The following is a 16,003-nucleotide window of genomic DNA, read 5'->3' as shown; positions in this document are numbered from 1 at the left end:
TTGCGCTCCTTACTTAACCGCCGATAAATGAGAGATTCTGCGTAATGCCGGTGTTGCCCTGATGCAGAAAGTGCGTCTGCTTTTTGGTGCTCAGGCTGGCCGCAATGCGCGCCTGCAACGCATCCTGCTGATCGTCGCTTTGCAGCAGATCGCGCAGCGATACGCCGCCGTCGCCAAACAGGCAGAGATGCAGCTTACCGACCGCCGAGACGCGCAGGCGGTTACAGCTGGCACAGAAATCTTTTTCATAAGGCATGATCAGACCAATTTCACCCTGATAATCAGGATGGGTGAAGACCTGCGCCGGGCCATCGCTTCGCGCGCGCGGCTGACGAACCCAGCCCTGGAGCAGCAGACGTTCGCGGATCACCTCGCCGGAGATATGGTGCTGACGAAACAGCGCCCCTCCCTCGCCGGTTTCCATCAGCTCAATAAACCGCAGCTGGATGGGGCGGTCACGGATCCAGTTCAGGAATGTCTCAAGGCTGTTATGGTTGATGTCGCGCATCAGCACGGTATTCACTTTCACCTTGCTGAACCCCGCATCAAAGGCAGCGTCTATGCCGCTCATGACCTGATGAAATTTATCCTGCCCGGTGATGGCATGAAACTGGCGGGCGTCAAGACTGTCGATGCTGACGTTAAGCGCGGTCAGGCCGGCGGCGCGCCATGAAGCGACATCGCGGGCCAGCCGGTAGCCGTTGGTGGTGACCGCCAGCTGGCGGATGGCGGCATTCTCGCGAACGGCCGCGATAATGTCGGTGAAGTCGCGGCGCAGCGAGGGCTCGCCGCCGGTGAGACGCACTTTTTCCGTCCCGGCTGCCGCGAAGGCACGGGTAACCCGCCGGATTTCATCCAGCGTAAGGAAGCTTTTATTGGTGATACCCTGCGGCTTATAACCGTCGGGCAGGCAGTAGCTGCAACGAAAATTGCAGACGTCAGTGATCGACAGCCGCAGATAATAAAAGCTGCGGTCGAAGCTATCAGTAAATTGTTGCACCAGAACACCTTTCCAATTCGGGAGATGCAGGCATTTCTTTCTGCACCCTGGCAACGTATCGTTGCGGCCAGGGCACCCTATCCGAAGACGTAGGTGCCAGGGCTAAGTGTGGTCTACCGACATCGGTAAACCATGGTCTGTAAATTCTACCGCTAAACCCTGCGGGATTCCAACATCATATTTCGCTATGTATTTTGATATATAACGTATTTTAGCCACCTTTTATCGACGCGTTTAGGGTAAAATGGCACAAATACGTATTGCCCATCCAGGGTCAATAAACCGCTTCAACACAGAAGGAATTCTATGCGTAATCGCACACTGGCCGATCTCGATCGCGTGGTGGCTATTGGTGGCGGGCATGGCCTGGGTCGCGTAATGTCTGCGCTATCCCCGCTTGGATCGCGGCTTACCGGCATCGTCACCACCACCGATAACGGCGGTTCAACCGGACGCATTCGTCGCGACGAAGGGGGCATTGCCTGGGGCGATATGCGTAACTGTCTGAATCAGCTGATTACCGAGCCGAGCGTGGCCTCTGCCATGTTTGAGTACCGCTTTGCCGGAAACGGCGAGCTGGCCGGACATAATCTCGGTAATCTGATGCTAAAAGCGCTGGATCATCTCAGCGTGCGCCCGATTGAGGCCATTAATCTGATCCGCAATTTACTTAAGGTCGATGCGTTTCTGATCCCCATGTCAGAGCAGCCAGTAGACCTGGAAGCCATTGATGAAGAGGGGCAGCGGGTGCACGGCGAGACGGAAATCGATCGGATGTGTCGTCCCCCGCGCGAGCTGAGGCTCTCTCCTGCGGTGACGGCCACCCGCGAAGCGGTTGAGGCCATCGCCGAGGCCGATCTTATCCTGATTGGGCCGGGCAGTTTCTACACCAGCCTGATGCCGGTACTGCTGTTGCCCGATATGGCACAGGCGCTGCGCCGTACCCCGGCCACGATGGTGTTTATCGGCAATCTGGGTAAAGAGCTGAGCCCTGCCGCCGCTCAGCTCACGCTGGCCAACAAGCTGGCAATTATGGAGGAGTACATCGGTAAAAAGGTCATTGATGCCGTCGTCGTCGGCCCCGGTACCGACACCCACAACGTCACCGATCGCCTGATCATCCAGGAACCGCTTGAGGCGGCAGATATTCGCTATCGGCACGACCGACAGCTGCTCCACATTGCGCTGGAGCATGCTATTCAGTCGATTGTTTAAGCGGAAACCTGGTCAGTCGATGGTTTGAGCAGAAACGCGCGGCTAGGAAGCTGCAATAAATAGCTCGCGCGCCTCGTGTAACCGATCGCGTACGCGCGCGGCCTCCTCGAATTCCAGGTTCTGCGCGTGCTGCTGCATTTCCGACTCCAGCTCGTGGATCTTCTTCTGCAGCGCCTGCGGCGTCATTGCCAGGTACGGGCTGTCGTCCTCAACAACAGGATGGGAGGATTTCCCGCCGCGCCCCCGGGTTTTGGTCTTGCTAATGCCCTGCCCCAGCTCAAGAATATCGGCGATTTTCTTGTTAAGCCCCTGGGGTACGATGCCCTGCTCCTTATTGTGCAGCTCCTGCTTTTCCCGACGGCGTTCGGTTTCACCAATCGCCCGCGCCATGGAGGGAGTAATTTTATCGCCATACAGAATGGCCTTACCGTTAAGGTTTCGCGCGGCACGGCCAATGGTCTGGATTAGCGAACGCTCGGAGCGCAGGAAGCCCTCTTTGTCGGCATCCAGTATCGCGACCAGCGACACTTCCGGCATATCCAGCCCTTCCCTCAGCAGGTTGATCCCCACCAGCACATCAAATTTGCCCAGCCGCAGATCGCGGATAATTTCCACGCGCTCAACCGTATCAATGTCCGAGTGCAGATAGCGTACGCGCTCGCCGTGCTCTTCAAGATACTCGGTAAGGTCTTCCGCCATCCTTTTAGTCAGTACCGTCACCAGCACGCGCTCATTGATCACCGCGCGCTTGCGGATTTCAGACAGCAGGTCATCAACCTGGGTGCCGACCGGACGCACCTCAATCACGGGATCGAGCAGCCCGGTAGGACGCACTACCTGGTCAATTACCTCACCGCCCGATTTCTCCAGCTCGTAGTTACCCGGCGTGGCAGAGACGTAAATGGTTTGCGGCGCCAGCGCCTCAAACTCTTCGAATTTCATTGGGCGGTTATCCAGCGCGGACGGCAGGCGGAAACCATACTCCACCAGCGTCTCTTTACGCGCCCGGTCGCCGCGATACATCCCGCCGATCTGCGGAATGGTGACGTGTGATTCGTCAATAACCAGCAGGCCGTCAGCAGGCAGATAGTCGAACAGAGTGGGTGGCGCTTCGCCCGGTCCGCGCCCGGAGAGATAGCGCGAGTAGTTCTCGATACCCGAGCAGTAGCCCAGCTCGTTCATCATTTCGAGATCGAACTGGGTACGCTGGGTGATGCGCTGCTCTTCCAGCAGCTTGTTGTTTTCCAGCAGCACGCGTTTGCGGTCGACCAGCTCCACCTTGATCTCTTCCATCGCCTGCAATATGCGTTCACGCGGCGTCACATAGTGCGTTTTGGGATAAATGGTATAGCGGGGGATCACCGATTCGATCTGCCCGGTCAGCGGGTCAAATATTGACAGCCGCTCCACCTCTTCGTCAAACAGCTCAACGCGCAGGGCATAGTCATCGGACTCCGCCGGGAAGATATCAATCACCTCGCCGCGTACCCTGAACGTCCCGCGCTGGAAAGCCTGATCGTTACGGGTATATTGCAGCTCGGAGAGCCGACGCAGGATCGAGCGCTGGTCTATCACCATGCCACGCGTCAGATGCAGCATCATTTTGAGATAGAGGTCGGGATCGCCCAGACCATAAATGGCCGACACTGAGGCCACCACAATCACGTCGCGGCGTTCCAGCAGCGCTTTGGTCGCTGACAGTCGCATCTGCTCGATATGCTCATTCACCGAGGCATCTTTTTCAATGAAGGTATCGGAGCTGGGCACATAGGCCTCAGGCTGATAGTAGTCGTAATAGGAGACGAAGTATTCCACCGCATTATCGGGGAAAAACTCTTTCATCTCGCCGTAAAGCTGAGCAGCGAGCGTTTTATTGGGTGCCAGCAACATGGTTGGGCGGTTCAGATCGGCGATGACATTTGCCACGGTGAACGTTTTACCCGAGCCGGTTACGCCCAGCAGCGTTTGATGAGCCAGCCCATCCTCCAGCCCCTCTTCAAGACGGCGAATCGCCTCAGGCTGGTCACCTGCGGGCTGGAAATCGGAGTTGAGTTTAAAGACTTTGCTCATTGGATTGCTACCTGATAATGAATGCTCGCGGACAGGAGATTAATTTTACTCTGCCGTGGCGATTTTGCCAGCAAAAATAACTGGATATATCCCCAGTTATTTTGCATGATGAAGTGAATCCCTTGATCAGCCTTGCCGGAAAATCGGTTAAATCCTTCATCGCTCAGAGATTCTCGTGGTTATCCCCAGATGGGTCTGGCGCTTTAACATTTGTCAAGCAAGGCTGACAAAATGCGGGGCGCGGCAGGCTGGTTTTTCTGTGCGGCTTGATTTTCCCCAAATCGTTGAAAGTGTTATGAATTCATTGCCAGATGAGTTTCACAGCAACTCGTTCCCAGGCCGCGCTGGCTCTCGCCTGGCGTGAGTTTTAAGCCACTCATGCACATGGTTATCCACAGGAATGGTGGATAACTGATTTGAGCGCCCGAGCCGTCTGCTGTGCATAAAGCTGCGCTGCCCGTAAAAAAGGATGCTAAAATTTTTTTTTTGCTTTTTTTCACTGTCACCCTTCAGCACAGGCATGATGAATGAGCACAGTTTACGTGCTGCCGCCAGCCTTATTTACGCCTTATTTACTTATGTCATTTCCTCCCTCATTGCTTCTCAGACAGGCAGCTGCACCAGCATTAACCTGCACAGGGCACCGCCTGAGTGCAACGCCAAATCACCACCGGTAATTATTAAATATTCATTATCAATTATCGCGGCAAATTCCCAGCTTTTTACCTGATTGCCAACGGCGCTTAACAACCTGGCCTGCCAATTGCAAGGCACTACGTAGCAGGTCACCATCCGGCGCGCGACTTACACCAGAACGCAGCCTGGCGCCGCAGATTTCTTATAGAAGGCATTGAAGACTGTTTGACAAACGACGGAGAGCGGATGCAATCAGGTGCGATCGATAACTGTCTGAAGGAGAGTGTCAGATGCTCAGCTTACGTGCAATTAATCAGTTTTACGGACAAAACCATATTTTGTGGGATGTCGATCTTGAATTACCTGTTGGCACCTGCACCGGCGTGCTGGGCCGCTCCGGCATGGGCAAAACCACCCTGGTTAACTGTATTATGGGTAATCTGCCCATCAACAGCGGCTCGATTATCTGGCAGGAGGGGAGCCTGCCGCCGCAGGATCTGCTGCAACAACCCGTGGAACAGCGGGCCGCGCTGGGGATTGGCTATGTGCCGCAGCGGCGTCAGCTTTTTTCACAGCTTAGCGTTGAGGCCAATCTGCAAATCGCGCTGCTTGCCGGAACCGGTCCCGACAGGCATCGGGCCATCCCCCCGATGGTGTACGATCTCTTTCCGGCGCTATGGTCCCTGCGCCACCAGCGCAGCGGCGATCTGCGCCCCGATCAGCAGCAACAGCTGGCCCTGGCGAGAGCCCTGGTACTGGAGCCCAGGCTGCTGATCCTGGATGAACCGATGGAGGGAATGTCCTCCTGGCTGGAGGAGGAGATGGGCAACCTTATCCACCGCCTTAACCATGACTTCGGCCTTACCATCCTGCTGCTTGAACAGCGCATCTCGTTTATTCGCCGGGTGGCCGACTACTTTCTGCTGCTGCACCAGGGCCGCAACGTGGCGCACGGCACCGTTGCTCAGCTTGATGAGACGATGGTTAACACCTGGCTGGCGGTCTGAGCGCTTGCGGCGCGTTATACCGCTCCAGCATGCTGTGTGTCCCGGTGCGCGCTGCCGCCGCGATTCAGACAGGTAGCCTGACGTATTGCCCCAGCTGCTCAAAGTCCTCTGGCTCTGTCAGGTACGGGATTTCGCCCAGCATCGGAGCCGGAAGCCGCTGCGTCAGCGTGGCCAGGTACTCCTGATGCCGCTTGCCCGGCGGCTGGACAGTGTTAGCTATCCAGCCTGCCAGCCTCAGACCGCTGGCCAGAATCGCCTGTGCGGTGAGTAGCGCGTGGTTGATACAGCCCAGCCTGATCCCCACCACCAGTACAACCGGCAGCTGTTCAACCCGCACCCAGTCGGCGAAAGTCGCGCTGTCGGTGAGCGGGGTGAACCAGCCGCCCGCCCCCTCGGTCAGCACCCAGTCCGACTGCTGCGTCAGGGCCTTCAGCCCGGCCGAAAGCTGCTGAAAATCGATAGGCCTGCCCTCCTCCGCGCTAAGGATATGGGGAGCGGTAGGCTCCACAAACGCCAGCGGATTAATGCTGTCGTAAGGGAGATCCACCGCAGACGCCTTTTGCAGGGCTAAGGCATCCTCATTGCGCAGCCCCTGTGGCGTGATGTCACTGCCGGAAGCGACGGGCTTGTATCCCACGCAGCGAAAACCCGCCTGCCTGGCCGCCTGTAGCAGGGCGGTGCTGGCGACGGTTTTTCCCACTTCGGTGTCCGTTCCGGTTATAAACCAACGTTCAGTCACGGTTAATCACTCCATAAATCAGATGGTAGCTCAGCAGGCAGCCGCGCGTGTCGCGGGGCCAGACCTGTTCAAGCTGTTGAAGATGACGGCGGGTCAGCAGGCCGCCATGCCGTCCCTGATGCAGATGCGTTGCACCAATCCCCTTCAGCGAGCGCAGCGCGCTCAGCACGTCGGGAAAGGCCAGGGTCAGCGTCTGTCGGTGTAACGTCAGCGCCATTCCCTCTCCCGCTTCGGCAATCTGCCCTGTGGATAAAAACCGGTTAACCGGCGCGGGAAGGTTGAGATGCTGCCAGGCGAGCTGCACTTCCCCAAGTGAGCCCGCTTCCAGCGTGGAGAACAGGACCTGCCCTCCCGGACGCGTTACCCGGCACAGTTCAGCCAGGGCCTGGCGCAAATCACTGCACCACTGCACCGCAAGGTTGCTCCAGCAGAGATCAAACTCTGCTGCGTGAAAGGGCAGCGCTTCGATATCGCCCTGGCGGTAGACACTGGCGGTCTTTTCCGCTCGCGCCCGCTCCAGCATCTGGGCTGAAAGGTCGAGCGCGGTAACGTGGTTTCCCGCCTCGCGCCAGCGCTGGCTGAACCAGCCGGTGCCGCATCCTGCATCCAGCACGTCCAAATCCCGCTGGAGGGTGGCAAACCCTGCCAGCGCCTCGCCGCTCAGACGCTGAAGTCCGGCATGCTGGTTGTAACCGTCTGCGGCGCGGCCGAAGGCCTGGGCGATGGCCTGTTTATCAACAGCGTGCGTCATGCTGCTCCTCCGCCGACGGCGTGAGTCGTGACGCCAGCCGGTAAACCGATCTCAGTAAGGCTCGCCTGATGCAGCAGGTCCAGTAGTTGTTCAATATCCGCCGACTGATGCGCCGCGCTCAGCGTAATACGCAGTCGGGCCGTGCCGGGGGGCACCGTCGGCGGTCGGATAGCCGTCACCCAACAGCCGTGCTGACGCAGCCTCTCTGCCAGTGCCAGCGCACGATGTTCATCGCCGATAATCAGCGGCTGAATGGCGGTCAGGGAGGGGAGCAGCGACAGACCTCGCTCCTGCGCGCCATCGCGGAACTGAAGGATATTCTGCGCCAGCCGCTGGCGGCGATCGTCGCCCTGCTGAACGCAGGCCAGTGCGGCTGTGAGCGCACAGGCCTGGGCGGGCGGCATGGCGGTGCTGTAAATCAGATGCCGGGCGAATTGCAGCAGGTAGTCGGCGGTATCCTGCTGGCAGAGTACCGCCGCGCCGCTGACGCCAAACGCTTTGCCAAAGGTTACCACCAGCAGCTCGGGATAAACGTTTTGCTGCCAGCAGCTGCCGCGCCCCTGCTCTCCGAGGGTACCGATGCCGTGTGCGTCATCCACCATCAGCCAGCCGCCATACCGACGGGTCAGCTGGTGAATCGGTGCCAGCGGTGCGCTGTCGCCATCCATGCTGAATACCCCCTCCGTGACCACCAGCGTTTCTCCCGCTGCGTTGCCCGCCAGCATTGCGCCCAGGGCGTCAGGCTGGTTATGCGCGAAGCGGCGCAGCGTCGCCGGGCTGAGCACCGCCGCTTCCAGCAGCGAGGCATGGCTAAGCTTATCGGCGAAGAGCCGATCCCCTTTCGCCATCATTGCCGCAATAACCGCCTGATTAGCGGCAAAGCCCGAAATAAACAGCAGCGCGCGGGGAAAGCCCAGCCACGCGCCCAGCTGCGCCTCCAGCGCCGCACAGGGGGCGCTGTAGCCGGTGACGTGGCCGGATCCGCCGGCCCCCACGCCATACTGCTCCGCCCCCTGCTGCCAGGCACGAATAATCCGCGGCTCGTGGCTCAGCCCAAGGTAGTCATTAGCGGAAAAGTTGAGGTAGCGACGCCCGTCGATCTGTAATGTCCGCGCATAACCCTGCTGGTTGACCCGGCGCTGGCGAAACTGCCCCTTCTCCCGGCGTTCAGCGAGGGCGATATCGATCCGTTGCTGCCAGCTCATACAGACCACCGTACACGTAAATGACAGCCTGTCAGACTCATACAGGCCACCGCGAAATCAAATCACATCCAGGACGCATTCAGACCGCCGCGTTATAGAACAGCCCGGTATCGGCGTTCATCAGTTGCCCGGCCAGAGACTGCTGCTGCTCGTTATCGCCCGCCTCGGTGGTGGTGTGCTGCGGATTGAGGCCCAGCTTGCGGAAGAGGAGCATATCCTTGTCCTCTTCAGGATTAGGGGTGGTCAGCAATTTACAGCCGTAAAAGATGGAGTTGGCGCCCGCCATAAAACACATCGCCTGGGTCTGCTCGCTCATCTGTTCACGCCCGGCAGAGAGACGCACGTGCGAGGACGGCATCATGATGCGGGCGACAGCAATGGTACGGATAAAGTCGAAGGGATCGACATCGTCATTGTCCGCCATTGGCGTGCCTTTGACCTTGACCAGCATATTAATCGGTACGCTTTCCGGCGGCGTGGGCAGATTTGCCAGTTGAACCAGCAGCCCGGCGCGGTCGCTGACGGTTTCACCCAGCCCGACAATGCCGCCGGAGCAGACCTTAATCCCGGCATCGCGGACTTTGCCCAGCGTATCCAGACGCTCCTGATAGCTGCGGGTGGTAATGACGCTGCCATAAAACTCCGGGGAGGTATCCAGGTTATGGTTGTAAAAATCCAGCCCCGCTTCAGCCAGACGCTGCGCCTGGCCGTCGCTCAGCATACCCAGCGTCATGCAGGTTTCCAGCCCCATCGCCTTCACGCCCTTTACCATCTGCTCCAGGTAAGGCATATCGCGGTCATTGGGGTTTTTCCACGCGGCACCCATGCAGAAGCGATCGGATCCGGCGGCCTTCGCCTTACGCGCGGAGCTGAGCACCTCCTCCACTTCCATCAGCCGTTCGGACTCCAGCCCTGTTTTGTACCGCGCGCTCTGCGGGCAATATTTGCAGTCCTCCGGGCAGGCCCCGGTTTTAATCGACAGCAGCGTACTGACCTGCACCTGACGCGGGTCGAAGTGCTGACGATGCACCTGCTGCGCTTCAAACATCAGTTCGAGAAAAGGCTTATTAAACAGGGCCTGAGCCTGTGAGACCGTCCAGCGAGTTGCCATTGCTTGCTCCAAAAAAGTACTGTCGTGTCGGGTCGTTGCCCGGTTATACTTGTAAACTAATTTTTTTGAAATTGGTTTACAAGTAATTTTATGACCCCTTCAGACCTTGCCTTCGATCGCAGCCACATCTGGCACCCCTATACCTCGATGAGTCAGCCGCTGCCGGTTTACCCGGTGGTCGGCGCCCAGGGCACCTCGCTTCAGCTGGCCGATGGCCGTACGCTGGTGGACGGCATGTCCTCCTGGTGGGCTGCGATTCACGGTTATAACCATCCCCGGCTTAATCAGGCGATGACCGCGCAAATAGCCCAGATGTCGCACGTGATGTTTGGCGGCATTACCCATCCTTCTGCGGTGTCACTCTGTCGCAGGCTGGTCGACATGACGCCAGCCGGGCTGGAGTGCGTGTTTCTGGCGGATTCGGGATCGGTAGCGGTAGAAGTGGCCATGAAAATGGCCCTGCAATACTGGCAGGCACGCGGTGAGAAGCGACAGCGTTTTTTGACGCTGCGAAATGGCTACCACGGTGATACCTTTGCTGCCATGTCGGTGTGCGATCCGCACAATTCGATGCACAGTCTCTATCAGGGCTACCTGCCCAGCCATCTGTTCGCCGCCGCACCCGCCTGCCGCTTTGATGAGGCGTGGCGCGACAGCGATGCCGATGATATTGAGAGGCTGATCGCTCATCACGCTGGCGAGGTAGCCGCGGTGATCCTGGAGCCGGTAGTTCAGGGCGCGGGCGGCATGCGGTTTTATCACCCGCGCTATTTGCAGCGCGTACGGACGCTGTGCGACAGGTACGGCATCCTGCTGATTGCCGATGAGATTGCCACCGGCTTTGGCCGTACCGGTAAGCTGTTCGCCTGCGAACATGCTGATATTGCGCCCGATATTCTCTGCGTGGGTAAGGCCCTGACCGGCGGAACTATGACGCTCTCAGCCACGCTGACCACCCGTCACGTCGCCGATACCGTCAGCAACGGCGAGGCGGGCTGCTTTATGCATGGGCCAACCTTTATGGGTAATCCTCTGGCCTGCGCCGTCGCCAGCGAGAGTCTGGCGATGCTCCAGGAGAACCAGTGGCCGCAGCAGGTTGCGGATATTGAAGCACAGCTTCGCCGATCGCTTCTGCCGCTTGCCGACCACCCAGGCGTAAAAGACGCGCGCGTACTGGGCGCTATCGGGGTAATTGAAACCCATCAGCCGGTCAATATGGCCGCTTTGCAGGCATTTTTTGTCGACTGCGGCGTGTGGATACGCCCGTTTGGCCGACTGATCTACCTGATGCCGCCTTATATTATCAGCCCTGAAGCGTTGCAGCGCCTGACGGATGCCATTGCCGGGGCGCTGGAACAGCCCGGTCACTTTATCGGGGCGTAACGGCACCTTATGCGGTAATGGCACAGGGCGCCAGGCATCAGGTCCGCTGATGCACTACGCTTTTACCAGGCCGTATTCCGCATTAAGGAGAAAATTATGCCGCAAGATAAACAGACTAATCGCCGCATCGTACTGGCATCCCGCCCGCACGGCGCACCGACAGAAGCCAATTTTCGGCTTGAAACCGGGCATGTCCCGACGCCATCAGCAGGACAAATCCTGCTGCGCACCGTCTGGCTTTCGCTGGATCCGTATATGCGGGGACGGATGAGCGAGGGCCCCTCCTATGTGCCGCCCGTGGCAATTAACGAGGTTATGGGCGCAGGCACCGTCGCCATCGTCGAACGCTCCGATCACCCGGACTATGCCGAGGGTGACTGGGTGGTCAGCAACAGCGGATGGCAGGACTTCGCACTCTCTGACGGCAAGGATTTGTTTAAGCTGAGCGGCCCGGTATTGAAACACCCCTCATGGGCGCTCGGAATGCTCGGTATGCCGGGCTTCACCGCCTATATGGGACTGCTGGATATCGGTCAGCCGCAGCCGGGTGAAACCGTGGTCGTTGCCGCCGCCACCGGCGCGGTAGGATCCATCGTCGGGCAGATTGCGAAACTGAAAGGCTGCTACGTGGTGGGCATTGCGGGCGGCGCCGATAAGTGCCGCTATGCAGAAGAGTCGCTGGGCTTTGACCGCTGTCTGGATCACCGCGCCGGCGATTTCGCAGAATCCCTCAAGCGCCACTGCCCCGAAGGAATTGACGTCTACTTCGAAAGCGTTGGCGGCAAGGTATTCAGCGCGGTACTGCCGCTGATGAATACTAAAGGGCGCATACCGGTTTGCGGACTGATTGCCGACTACAACAGTACTGAACCTGCCGTCGGCCCCAATCAGCTGCCGCAGTTTCAGGGAACAATCCTGCGCAAACGCCTGCGCGTTCAGGGCTTTATCATAACCCAGGACTACGGCCACCGCTTCGGTGAATTCTTTAGCCAGATGAGTCAGTGGGTGGCAGAAGATCGCTTTGTTTTCCGTGAAGATAGTGTGGAGGGTCTGGACCATGCGCCGGAGACCTTTATCGGCATGCTCGAAGGTAAAAACTTCGGCAAGGTGCTGATTCGCGTGGCCGGTGACCAACCCTGAGGATGAGAAAATGAAAGTATTAATGGTGCTGACTTCGCATGACAGGCTGGGCGATACCGGTAAAAAAACGGGGTTCTGGCTGGAAGAGTTTGCCGCGCCCTGGTATGTCTTCCGTGATGCGGGGATAAACGTGGTGCTGGCCTCGCCCGCCGGGGGACAGCCCCCGCTCGATCCCAAAAGCGACGAGCCTGACGCCCAGACCCTGGACACCGAACGTTTTCGCCAGGATCTGGTGGCTCAGCAGGCGCTGGCTAACACGCAGATGCTGGCCAATATCGAAAGCAGCACGTTCGATGCGGTGTTTTACCCCGGTGGACACGGTCCCCTGTGGGATCTGGCAGAGGATCGTAAAAGCATTGAGCTGATAGAGAACTTTTATGCCAACGGCAAGCCGGTAGGTGCCGTTTGCCATGCGCCGGGCGTTCTGCGTCACGTTAAAAAACCTGACGGTACCCCGCTGGTCGCCGGTAAACGGGTCACCGGCTTCACCAACAGCGAGGAAAAAGCCGTCGGCCTGACAAATGTGGTACCTTTTCTGGTCGAGGATGTGCTGAAAGCGCTGGGCGCGGACTATGAAAAAACCGATGACTGGGGCGTGTTCACCCTGACGGATGGGCACCTGGTGACCGGTCAGAATCCCGCGTCCTCGGCCGCCGCCGCCGAAGAGCTGTTAAAACTGCTTCACCAATAACAGGGAGATGGAATGAAACTGACCAGTCTGGATTTTAACGATGGCGATAAACTGCCCCTTCGCCATGTGTTTAACGGCATGGGCTACCAGGGAGATAACCTCTCCCCGCATTTAGCCTGGGACGAGGTGCCGGAAGGCACCAAAAGCTTTGTCATAACCTGCTTTGACCCCGATGCACCTACCGGTTCAGGCTGGTGGCACTGGGGAGTGGCGAATCTGCCCGCCGACGCGCGCACGCTGCCGCAGGGTGCCGGTTCAGGCGTGGCGCCGCTTCCCGCCGGTGCGGTACATACCCGCACTGACTTCGGCAGCCAGGGCTACGGCGGCGCGGCACCGCCAAAAGGCGAAAGCCACCGCTATATTTTTACCGTCTATGCGTTAGACGTGGATAACATCGAGGTGGATGAACAGGCCAGCGGCGCGATGCTCGGCTTTAACGTTCATTTTCACAAGCTGGGCAGCGCCTCGCTAACCGCGCTTTACGCGTAACCAACAAGGCGCTTCAACAGGGCAGATATCTGCCCTGTCTCCTTTCTCAGTCAAGCCGGTGAATCACCACCCACATTGGGCCCTGCCCAACCGCGTAGCGTGCCAGCGGCGTGAGTGCGCCCTGCTCGCCGTGGATGCTGTACACTTCAATATGATGTGACTTCTGCCCGGCCGCCACCAGATATTTCCCGCTGTGATCAATGCTGAAGCCGCGCGGCTGCGTTTCGGTTGGCTGATAGCCGGTTACCGTCAGCAACCCTCCGTCTTCACTGACGCTAAAGTGCGTCAGGATACTGGCGGTGCGATCGCAGCTGTACAGATGGCGGCCATCCGGCGTCAGGTGAATATCCGCCGCCCAGCGGGTGTCGCTGAATCCGGCAGGCATCATGTCCAGACTCTGCACGCGTTCGACCGTGCCATGCGCATTCGCCAGCTGCCACACGTCCACGGTACTGTCCAGCTCATTGACGCAGTAGGCGTACTGCTGATTGGGGTGGAAAACCATATGGCGTGGCCCGGCACCTTCTACGGTAGTCACCTGCGCCTGGCGGTGCGGCTGAAGCTCACCGCTGCTTTGCAGATCAAACAGGCAGATACGATCCTGCTTCAGCGCCGGAACAAACAGCGTTTTATTGCTGAGATCGATATTGGCTGAATGGCAGCCCTCCAGCCCTTTAATCACCTGGAGCGGCTCGCCCGGCAGGCCATCCGCGCCGATCGGCGACACGCTGACGCAGGCATCGTTATAAGAGCCAACGAAGATAAAGCGCCCCGCTTTGTCGGTTGAGATATGCGTTGGGCTGCCGGGCAGCGGCGCCTGTCCGGCTTCGGTCAGCTTACCCTCGGCGTCAATGCGGTACGCTACGATACGAAATCCCGGGCGCACGCCCACATAGAGAAACTGCTTATCGGGGCTGACCACCATCGGCTGCACCTGGCCGGGGGCATCCACAACCTGGAGCAGCGTGAGCGCGCCCTCGCTGTCAAGCTGCCACGCGTGGATCTGGTGGCTCTCCGGGCTGGCGGTATAGACGATCTGTTGCATAAATTCTCCTTTTAGTGGGAAACCTGGCTGCCGCAAAGCGTAGCGTATTTTCAGGAAATAATAACGCGACGATCCCCTCTGCGGGGCGTGTGATTTTGTGGCCGGCGGCACAGGGTGTAGACTACTGGCGTTTATTTAACCCCATTCGGAACTGATTATGAGCTATCGCGTTATTGCGCTGGACCTGGACGGCACCCTGCTGACGCCGCAAAAAACTATTCTGCCTGAATCGCTGGACGCGTTAAACAAGGCCCGGCAGGCAGGAGCAAAGGTGGTTATCGTTACCGGACGCCACCACGTGGCTATCCATCCTTTTTATCAGGCGTTAACCCTTGATACACCTGCAATCTGCTGTAATGGTGCGTTATTGTACGATTACAACGAGAAAAGAGTTATTTCGGCCGATCCGTTACAACCAGACCAGGCTACACAGTTAGTTGACCTGCTTGATCGTTATAATGTTCATAGTTTGATGTATGCCGATGATGCGATGTTTTATAAGGAACCAACGGGGCATATTATCCGCACTGAAAATTGGAGTAAATCATTGCCTGAATCGCAACGTCCAGTATTTAAACAGGTACGTTCGCTACGTGAAGCAGCATATGAAGTAGCCGGAATTTGGAAATTTGCCCTTACTGACGCTGATAAAGTTAAATTAGATAAATTCAGTCAGATCGTTGAACGTGAACTTGGGCTTACTTGTGAATGGTCATGGCATGACCAGGTTGACATAGCACAATTGGGAAATAGCAAAGGTAAACGATTAGCACAGTGGGTTGAATCACAAGGTTTATCAATGAACCAGGTTATCGCTTTTGGGGATAACCATAACGATCTTAGTATGCTAAAAAATGCTGGTCTTGGCGTGGCTATGGGTAATGCCGTAGATAAAGTGAAAGAATGTGCCGATATGATAATTGGCAATAATAGCGAAACTGGAATTGCCGAGACAGTTAACAAGTACTTTGAATATGTTCCGGCACAAGAGGCTGTGTAATAGGTGAGTGAATAAGGGCTGCATTGGACTGACCCCACCCCGGTAGACGATCCTGCCCTATAGTTTGAGCATAGGAGGAACGTATGGGCACACCACGATTTACACCTGAATTTAAGGAAGAAGCCGTCCGTCAGATAACGGAGCGCGGCTATTCCGTCGCTGAAGTTTCCGATCGGCTGGGTGTTTCTGCACACAGTCTCTACAAGTGGTTACGGGCGATTAAACCCGATAACAGCGGGCAGCATGCCCGTGATTTACTGGAAGCAAAAAGTGAGATCCTGAAGCTCAGAGCGCAGCTAAAGCGTACTGAAGAAGAACGGGATATTCTGAAAAAGGCCGCGCGGTACTTTGCAAGGGAGCCCGACTGAAGTACCGCTTTATCAATGAACACCGCTCTGTATGGGGTGTCATGACGATGTGTCGGGTATAGATTGGCTCGCACGTAACGTAGTGGGCTGGTCGATGAAACCGACACTCTCACGTGAGCTGGCGCTGGATGCGCTGATGATGGCCGTCTGGCG

Annotated in this window: 14 protein-coding genes, 1 pseudogene and 1 riboswitch; of the genes and pseudogenes, 8 read left to right on the top strand and 7 right to left on the bottom strand. The window is 57.7% G+C overall.

Annotated features, from left to right (window positions below):
• Nucleotides 1-13 precede the first annotated feature (13 nt).
• Nucleotides 14-1,003: a GTP 3',8-cyclase MoaA gene (gene moaA, locus ACLRGG_RS15360; RefSeq protein WP_416250633.1), complete on the bottom strand. Its 990-nt coding sequence runs from the start codon at nucleotides 1,001-1,003 to the stop codon at nucleotides 14-16.
• A riboswitch (molybdenum cofactor riboswitch) is annotated at nucleotides 990-1,121 on the bottom strand. It overlaps the preceding gene by 14 nt.
• Before the next feature lie 185 nt (nucleotides 1,122-1,306).
• Here moaA and ACLRGG_RS15355 point away from each other — a divergent pair.
• Nucleotides 1,307-2,215 carry a gluconeogenesis factor YvcK family protein gene (locus ACLRGG_RS15355; protein WP_416250584.1) on the top strand — a complete coding sequence of 303 codons (909 nt, stop codon included), beginning with the start codon at nucleotides 1,307-1,309 and terminating at the stop codon, nucleotides 2,213-2,215.
• A gap of 42 nt (nucleotides 2,216-2,257) precedes the next feature.
• Here the strand turns inward: ACLRGG_RS15355 and uvrB are convergent, their stop codons facing one another.
• Complete coding sequence (gene uvrB, locus ACLRGG_RS15350) at nucleotides 2,258-4,285, bottom strand: excinuclease ABC subunit UvrB (RefSeq protein ID WP_416250583.1); 2,028 nt, start codon at nucleotides 4,283-4,285, stop codon at nucleotides 2,258-2,260.
• A 926-nt stretch (nucleotides 4,286-5,211) separates the two neighbouring features.
• Between uvrB and ACLRGG_RS15345 the strand changes: the two genes are divergently transcribed.
• Entirely contained in the window at nucleotides 5,212-5,928 is a 717-nt protein-coding gene (locus ACLRGG_RS15345) for an ATP-binding cassette domain-containing protein (RefSeq protein WP_416250582.1), read from the top strand.
• A gap of 64 nt (nucleotides 5,929-5,992) precedes the next feature.
• Here the strand turns inward: ACLRGG_RS15345 and bioD are convergent, their stop codons facing one another.
• The 4 genes from bioD to bioB form a co-directional block, all read right to left on the bottom strand.
• Complete coding sequence (gene bioD / locus ACLRGG_RS15340) at nucleotides 5,993-6,667, bottom strand: dethiobiotin synthase (RefSeq protein WP_416250581.1); 675 nt, start codon at nucleotides 6,665-6,667, stop codon at nucleotides 5,993-5,995.
• Nucleotides 6,660-7,418 (bottom strand): malonyl-ACP O-methyltransferase BioC, encoded by a 759-nt coding sequence (gene bioC, locus ACLRGG_RS15335; protein ID WP_416250580.1) that lies wholly within the window; start codon nucleotides 7,416-7,418, stop codon nucleotides 6,660-6,662. The genes bioD and bioC overlap by 8 nt, the downstream gene beginning before the upstream one ends.
• A complete protein-coding gene (bioF, locus tag ACLRGG_RS15330) occupies nucleotides 7,415-8,623 on the bottom strand; it encodes an 8-amino-7-oxononanoate synthase (protein ID WP_416250579.1) in 1,209 nt (402 codons plus the stop codon). The genes bioC and bioF overlap by 4 nt, the downstream gene beginning before the upstream one ends.
• A gap of 79 nt (nucleotides 8,624-8,702) precedes the next feature.
• Nucleotides 8,703-9,734, bottom strand: a complete 1,032-nt coding sequence (gene bioB, locus ACLRGG_RS15325; RefSeq protein ID WP_416250578.1) for a biotin synthase BioB — start codon at nucleotides 9,732-9,734, stop codon at nucleotides 8,703-8,705.
• A 90-nt stretch (nucleotides 9,735-9,824) separates the two neighbouring features.
• On the opposite strand from bioB, the gene bioA reads away from it, so the two are divergent.
• The 4 genes from bioA to ACLRGG_RS15305 all read left to right on the top strand — a co-directional run bounded on the left by bioA (nucleotide 9,825) and on the right by ACLRGG_RS15305 (nucleotide 13,437).
• On the top strand, nucleotides 9,825-11,117 hold the full coding sequence (gene bioA, locus ACLRGG_RS15320) for an adenosylmethionine--8-amino-7-oxononanoate transaminase (protein ID WP_416250577.1): 1,293 nt from the start codon (nucleotides 9,825-9,827) through the stop codon (nucleotides 11,115-11,117).
• Nucleotides 11,118-11,213: 96 nt separating this feature from the next.
• Nucleotides 11,214-12,257 (top strand): NADPH-dependent curcumin/dihydrocurcumin reductase, encoded by a 1,044-nt coding sequence (gene curA / locus ACLRGG_RS15315; RefSeq protein ID WP_416250576.1) that lies wholly within the window; start codon nucleotides 11,214-11,216, stop codon nucleotides 12,255-12,257.
• Between the two features lie 10 nt (nucleotides 12,258-12,267).
• Complete coding sequence (locus ACLRGG_RS15310; protein ID WP_416250575.1) at nucleotides 12,268-12,948, top strand: type 1 glutamine amidotransferase domain-containing protein; 681 nt, start codon at nucleotides 12,268-12,270, stop codon at nucleotides 12,946-12,948.
• 12 nt (nucleotides 12,949-12,960) lie between these two features.
• A complete protein-coding gene (locus ACLRGG_RS15305; RefSeq protein WP_416250574.1) occupies nucleotides 12,961-13,437 on the top strand; it encodes a kinase inhibitor in 477 nt (158 codons plus the stop codon).
• A gap of 46 nt (nucleotides 13,438-13,483) precedes the next feature.
• Here the strand turns inward: ACLRGG_RS15305 and pgl are convergent, their stop codons facing one another.
• Nucleotides 13,484-14,482 (bottom strand): 6-phosphogluconolactonase, encoded by a 999-nt coding sequence (gene pgl, locus ACLRGG_RS15300; RefSeq protein ID WP_416250573.1) that lies wholly within the window; start codon nucleotides 14,480-14,482, stop codon nucleotides 13,484-13,486.
• A 157-nt stretch (nucleotides 14,483-14,639) separates the two neighbouring features.
• On the opposite strand from pgl, the gene ACLRGG_RS15295 reads away from it, so the two are divergent.
• Together ACLRGG_RS15295 and ACLRGG_RS15290 are read left to right on the top strand one after the other, a co-directional pair.
• Complete coding sequence (locus ACLRGG_RS15295; RefSeq protein ID WP_416250572.1) at nucleotides 14,640-15,482, top strand: pyridoxal phosphatase; 843 nt, start codon at nucleotides 14,640-14,642, stop codon at nucleotides 15,480-15,482.
• Between the two features lie 83 nt (nucleotides 15,483-15,565).
• A pseudogene (locus tag ACLRGG_RS15290) lies at nucleotides 15,566-15,909 on the top strand (transposase); the annotation flags it as partial.
• Between the last annotated feature and the right edge of the window lie 94 nt (nucleotides 15,910-16,003).

The organism is Erwinia sp. PPS120, assembly GCF_047918655.1.
In the GTDB taxonomy this organism is placed as follows: Bacteria; Pseudomonadota; Gammaproteobacteria; order Enterobacterales; family Enterobacteriaceae; genus Erwinia; species Erwinia tasmaniensis_A.
Note: the sequence above shows the minus strand (reverse complement) of the source record. Positions and strands in the feature narration are given on the sequence as shown.

Coding starts and splice junctions, on each gene's coding strand:
- bioF (WP_416250579.1), bottom strand. CDS start 8,623: ATGAGCTGGCAGCAACGGATCGATATCGCCCTCGCTGAACGCCGGGAG.
- ACLRGG_RS15355 (WP_416250584.1), top strand. CDS start 1,307: ATGCGTAATCGCACACTGGCCGATCTCGATCGCGTGGTGGCTATTGGT.
- uvrB (WP_416250583.1), bottom strand. CDS start 4,285: ATGAGCAAAGTCTTTAAACTCAACTCCGATTTCCAGCCCGCAGGTGAC.
- ACLRGG_RS15345 (WP_416250582.1), top strand. CDS start 5,212: ATGCTCAGCTTACGTGCAATTAATCAGTTTTACGGACAAAACCATATT.
- bioA (WP_416250577.1), top strand. CDS start 9,825: ATGACCCCTTCAGACCTTGCCTTCGATCGCAGCCACATCTGGCACCCC.
- ACLRGG_RS15310 (WP_416250575.1), top strand. CDS start 12,268: ATGAAAGTATTAATGGTGCTGACTTCGCATGACAGGCTGGGCGATACC.
- curA (WP_416250576.1), top strand. CDS start 11,214: ATGCCGCAAGATAAACAGACTAATCGCCGCATCGTACTGGCATCCCGC.
- ACLRGG_RS15295 (WP_416250572.1), top strand. CDS start 14,640: ATGAGCTATCGCGTTATTGCGCTGGACCTGGACGGCACCCTGCTGACG.
- bioC (WP_416250580.1), bottom strand. CDS start 7,418: ATGACGCACGCTGTTGATAAACAGGCCATCGCCCAGGCCTTCGGCCGC.
- pgl (WP_416250573.1), bottom strand. CDS start 14,482: ATGCAACAGATCGTCTATACCGCCAGCCCGGAGAGCCACCAGATCCAC.
- ACLRGG_RS15305 (WP_416250574.1), top strand. CDS start 12,961: ATGAAACTGACCAGTCTGGATTTTAACGATGGCGATAAACTGCCCCTT.
- bioB (WP_416250578.1), bottom strand. CDS start 9,734: ATGGCAACTCGCTGGACGGTCTCACAGGCTCAGGCCCTGTTTAATAAG.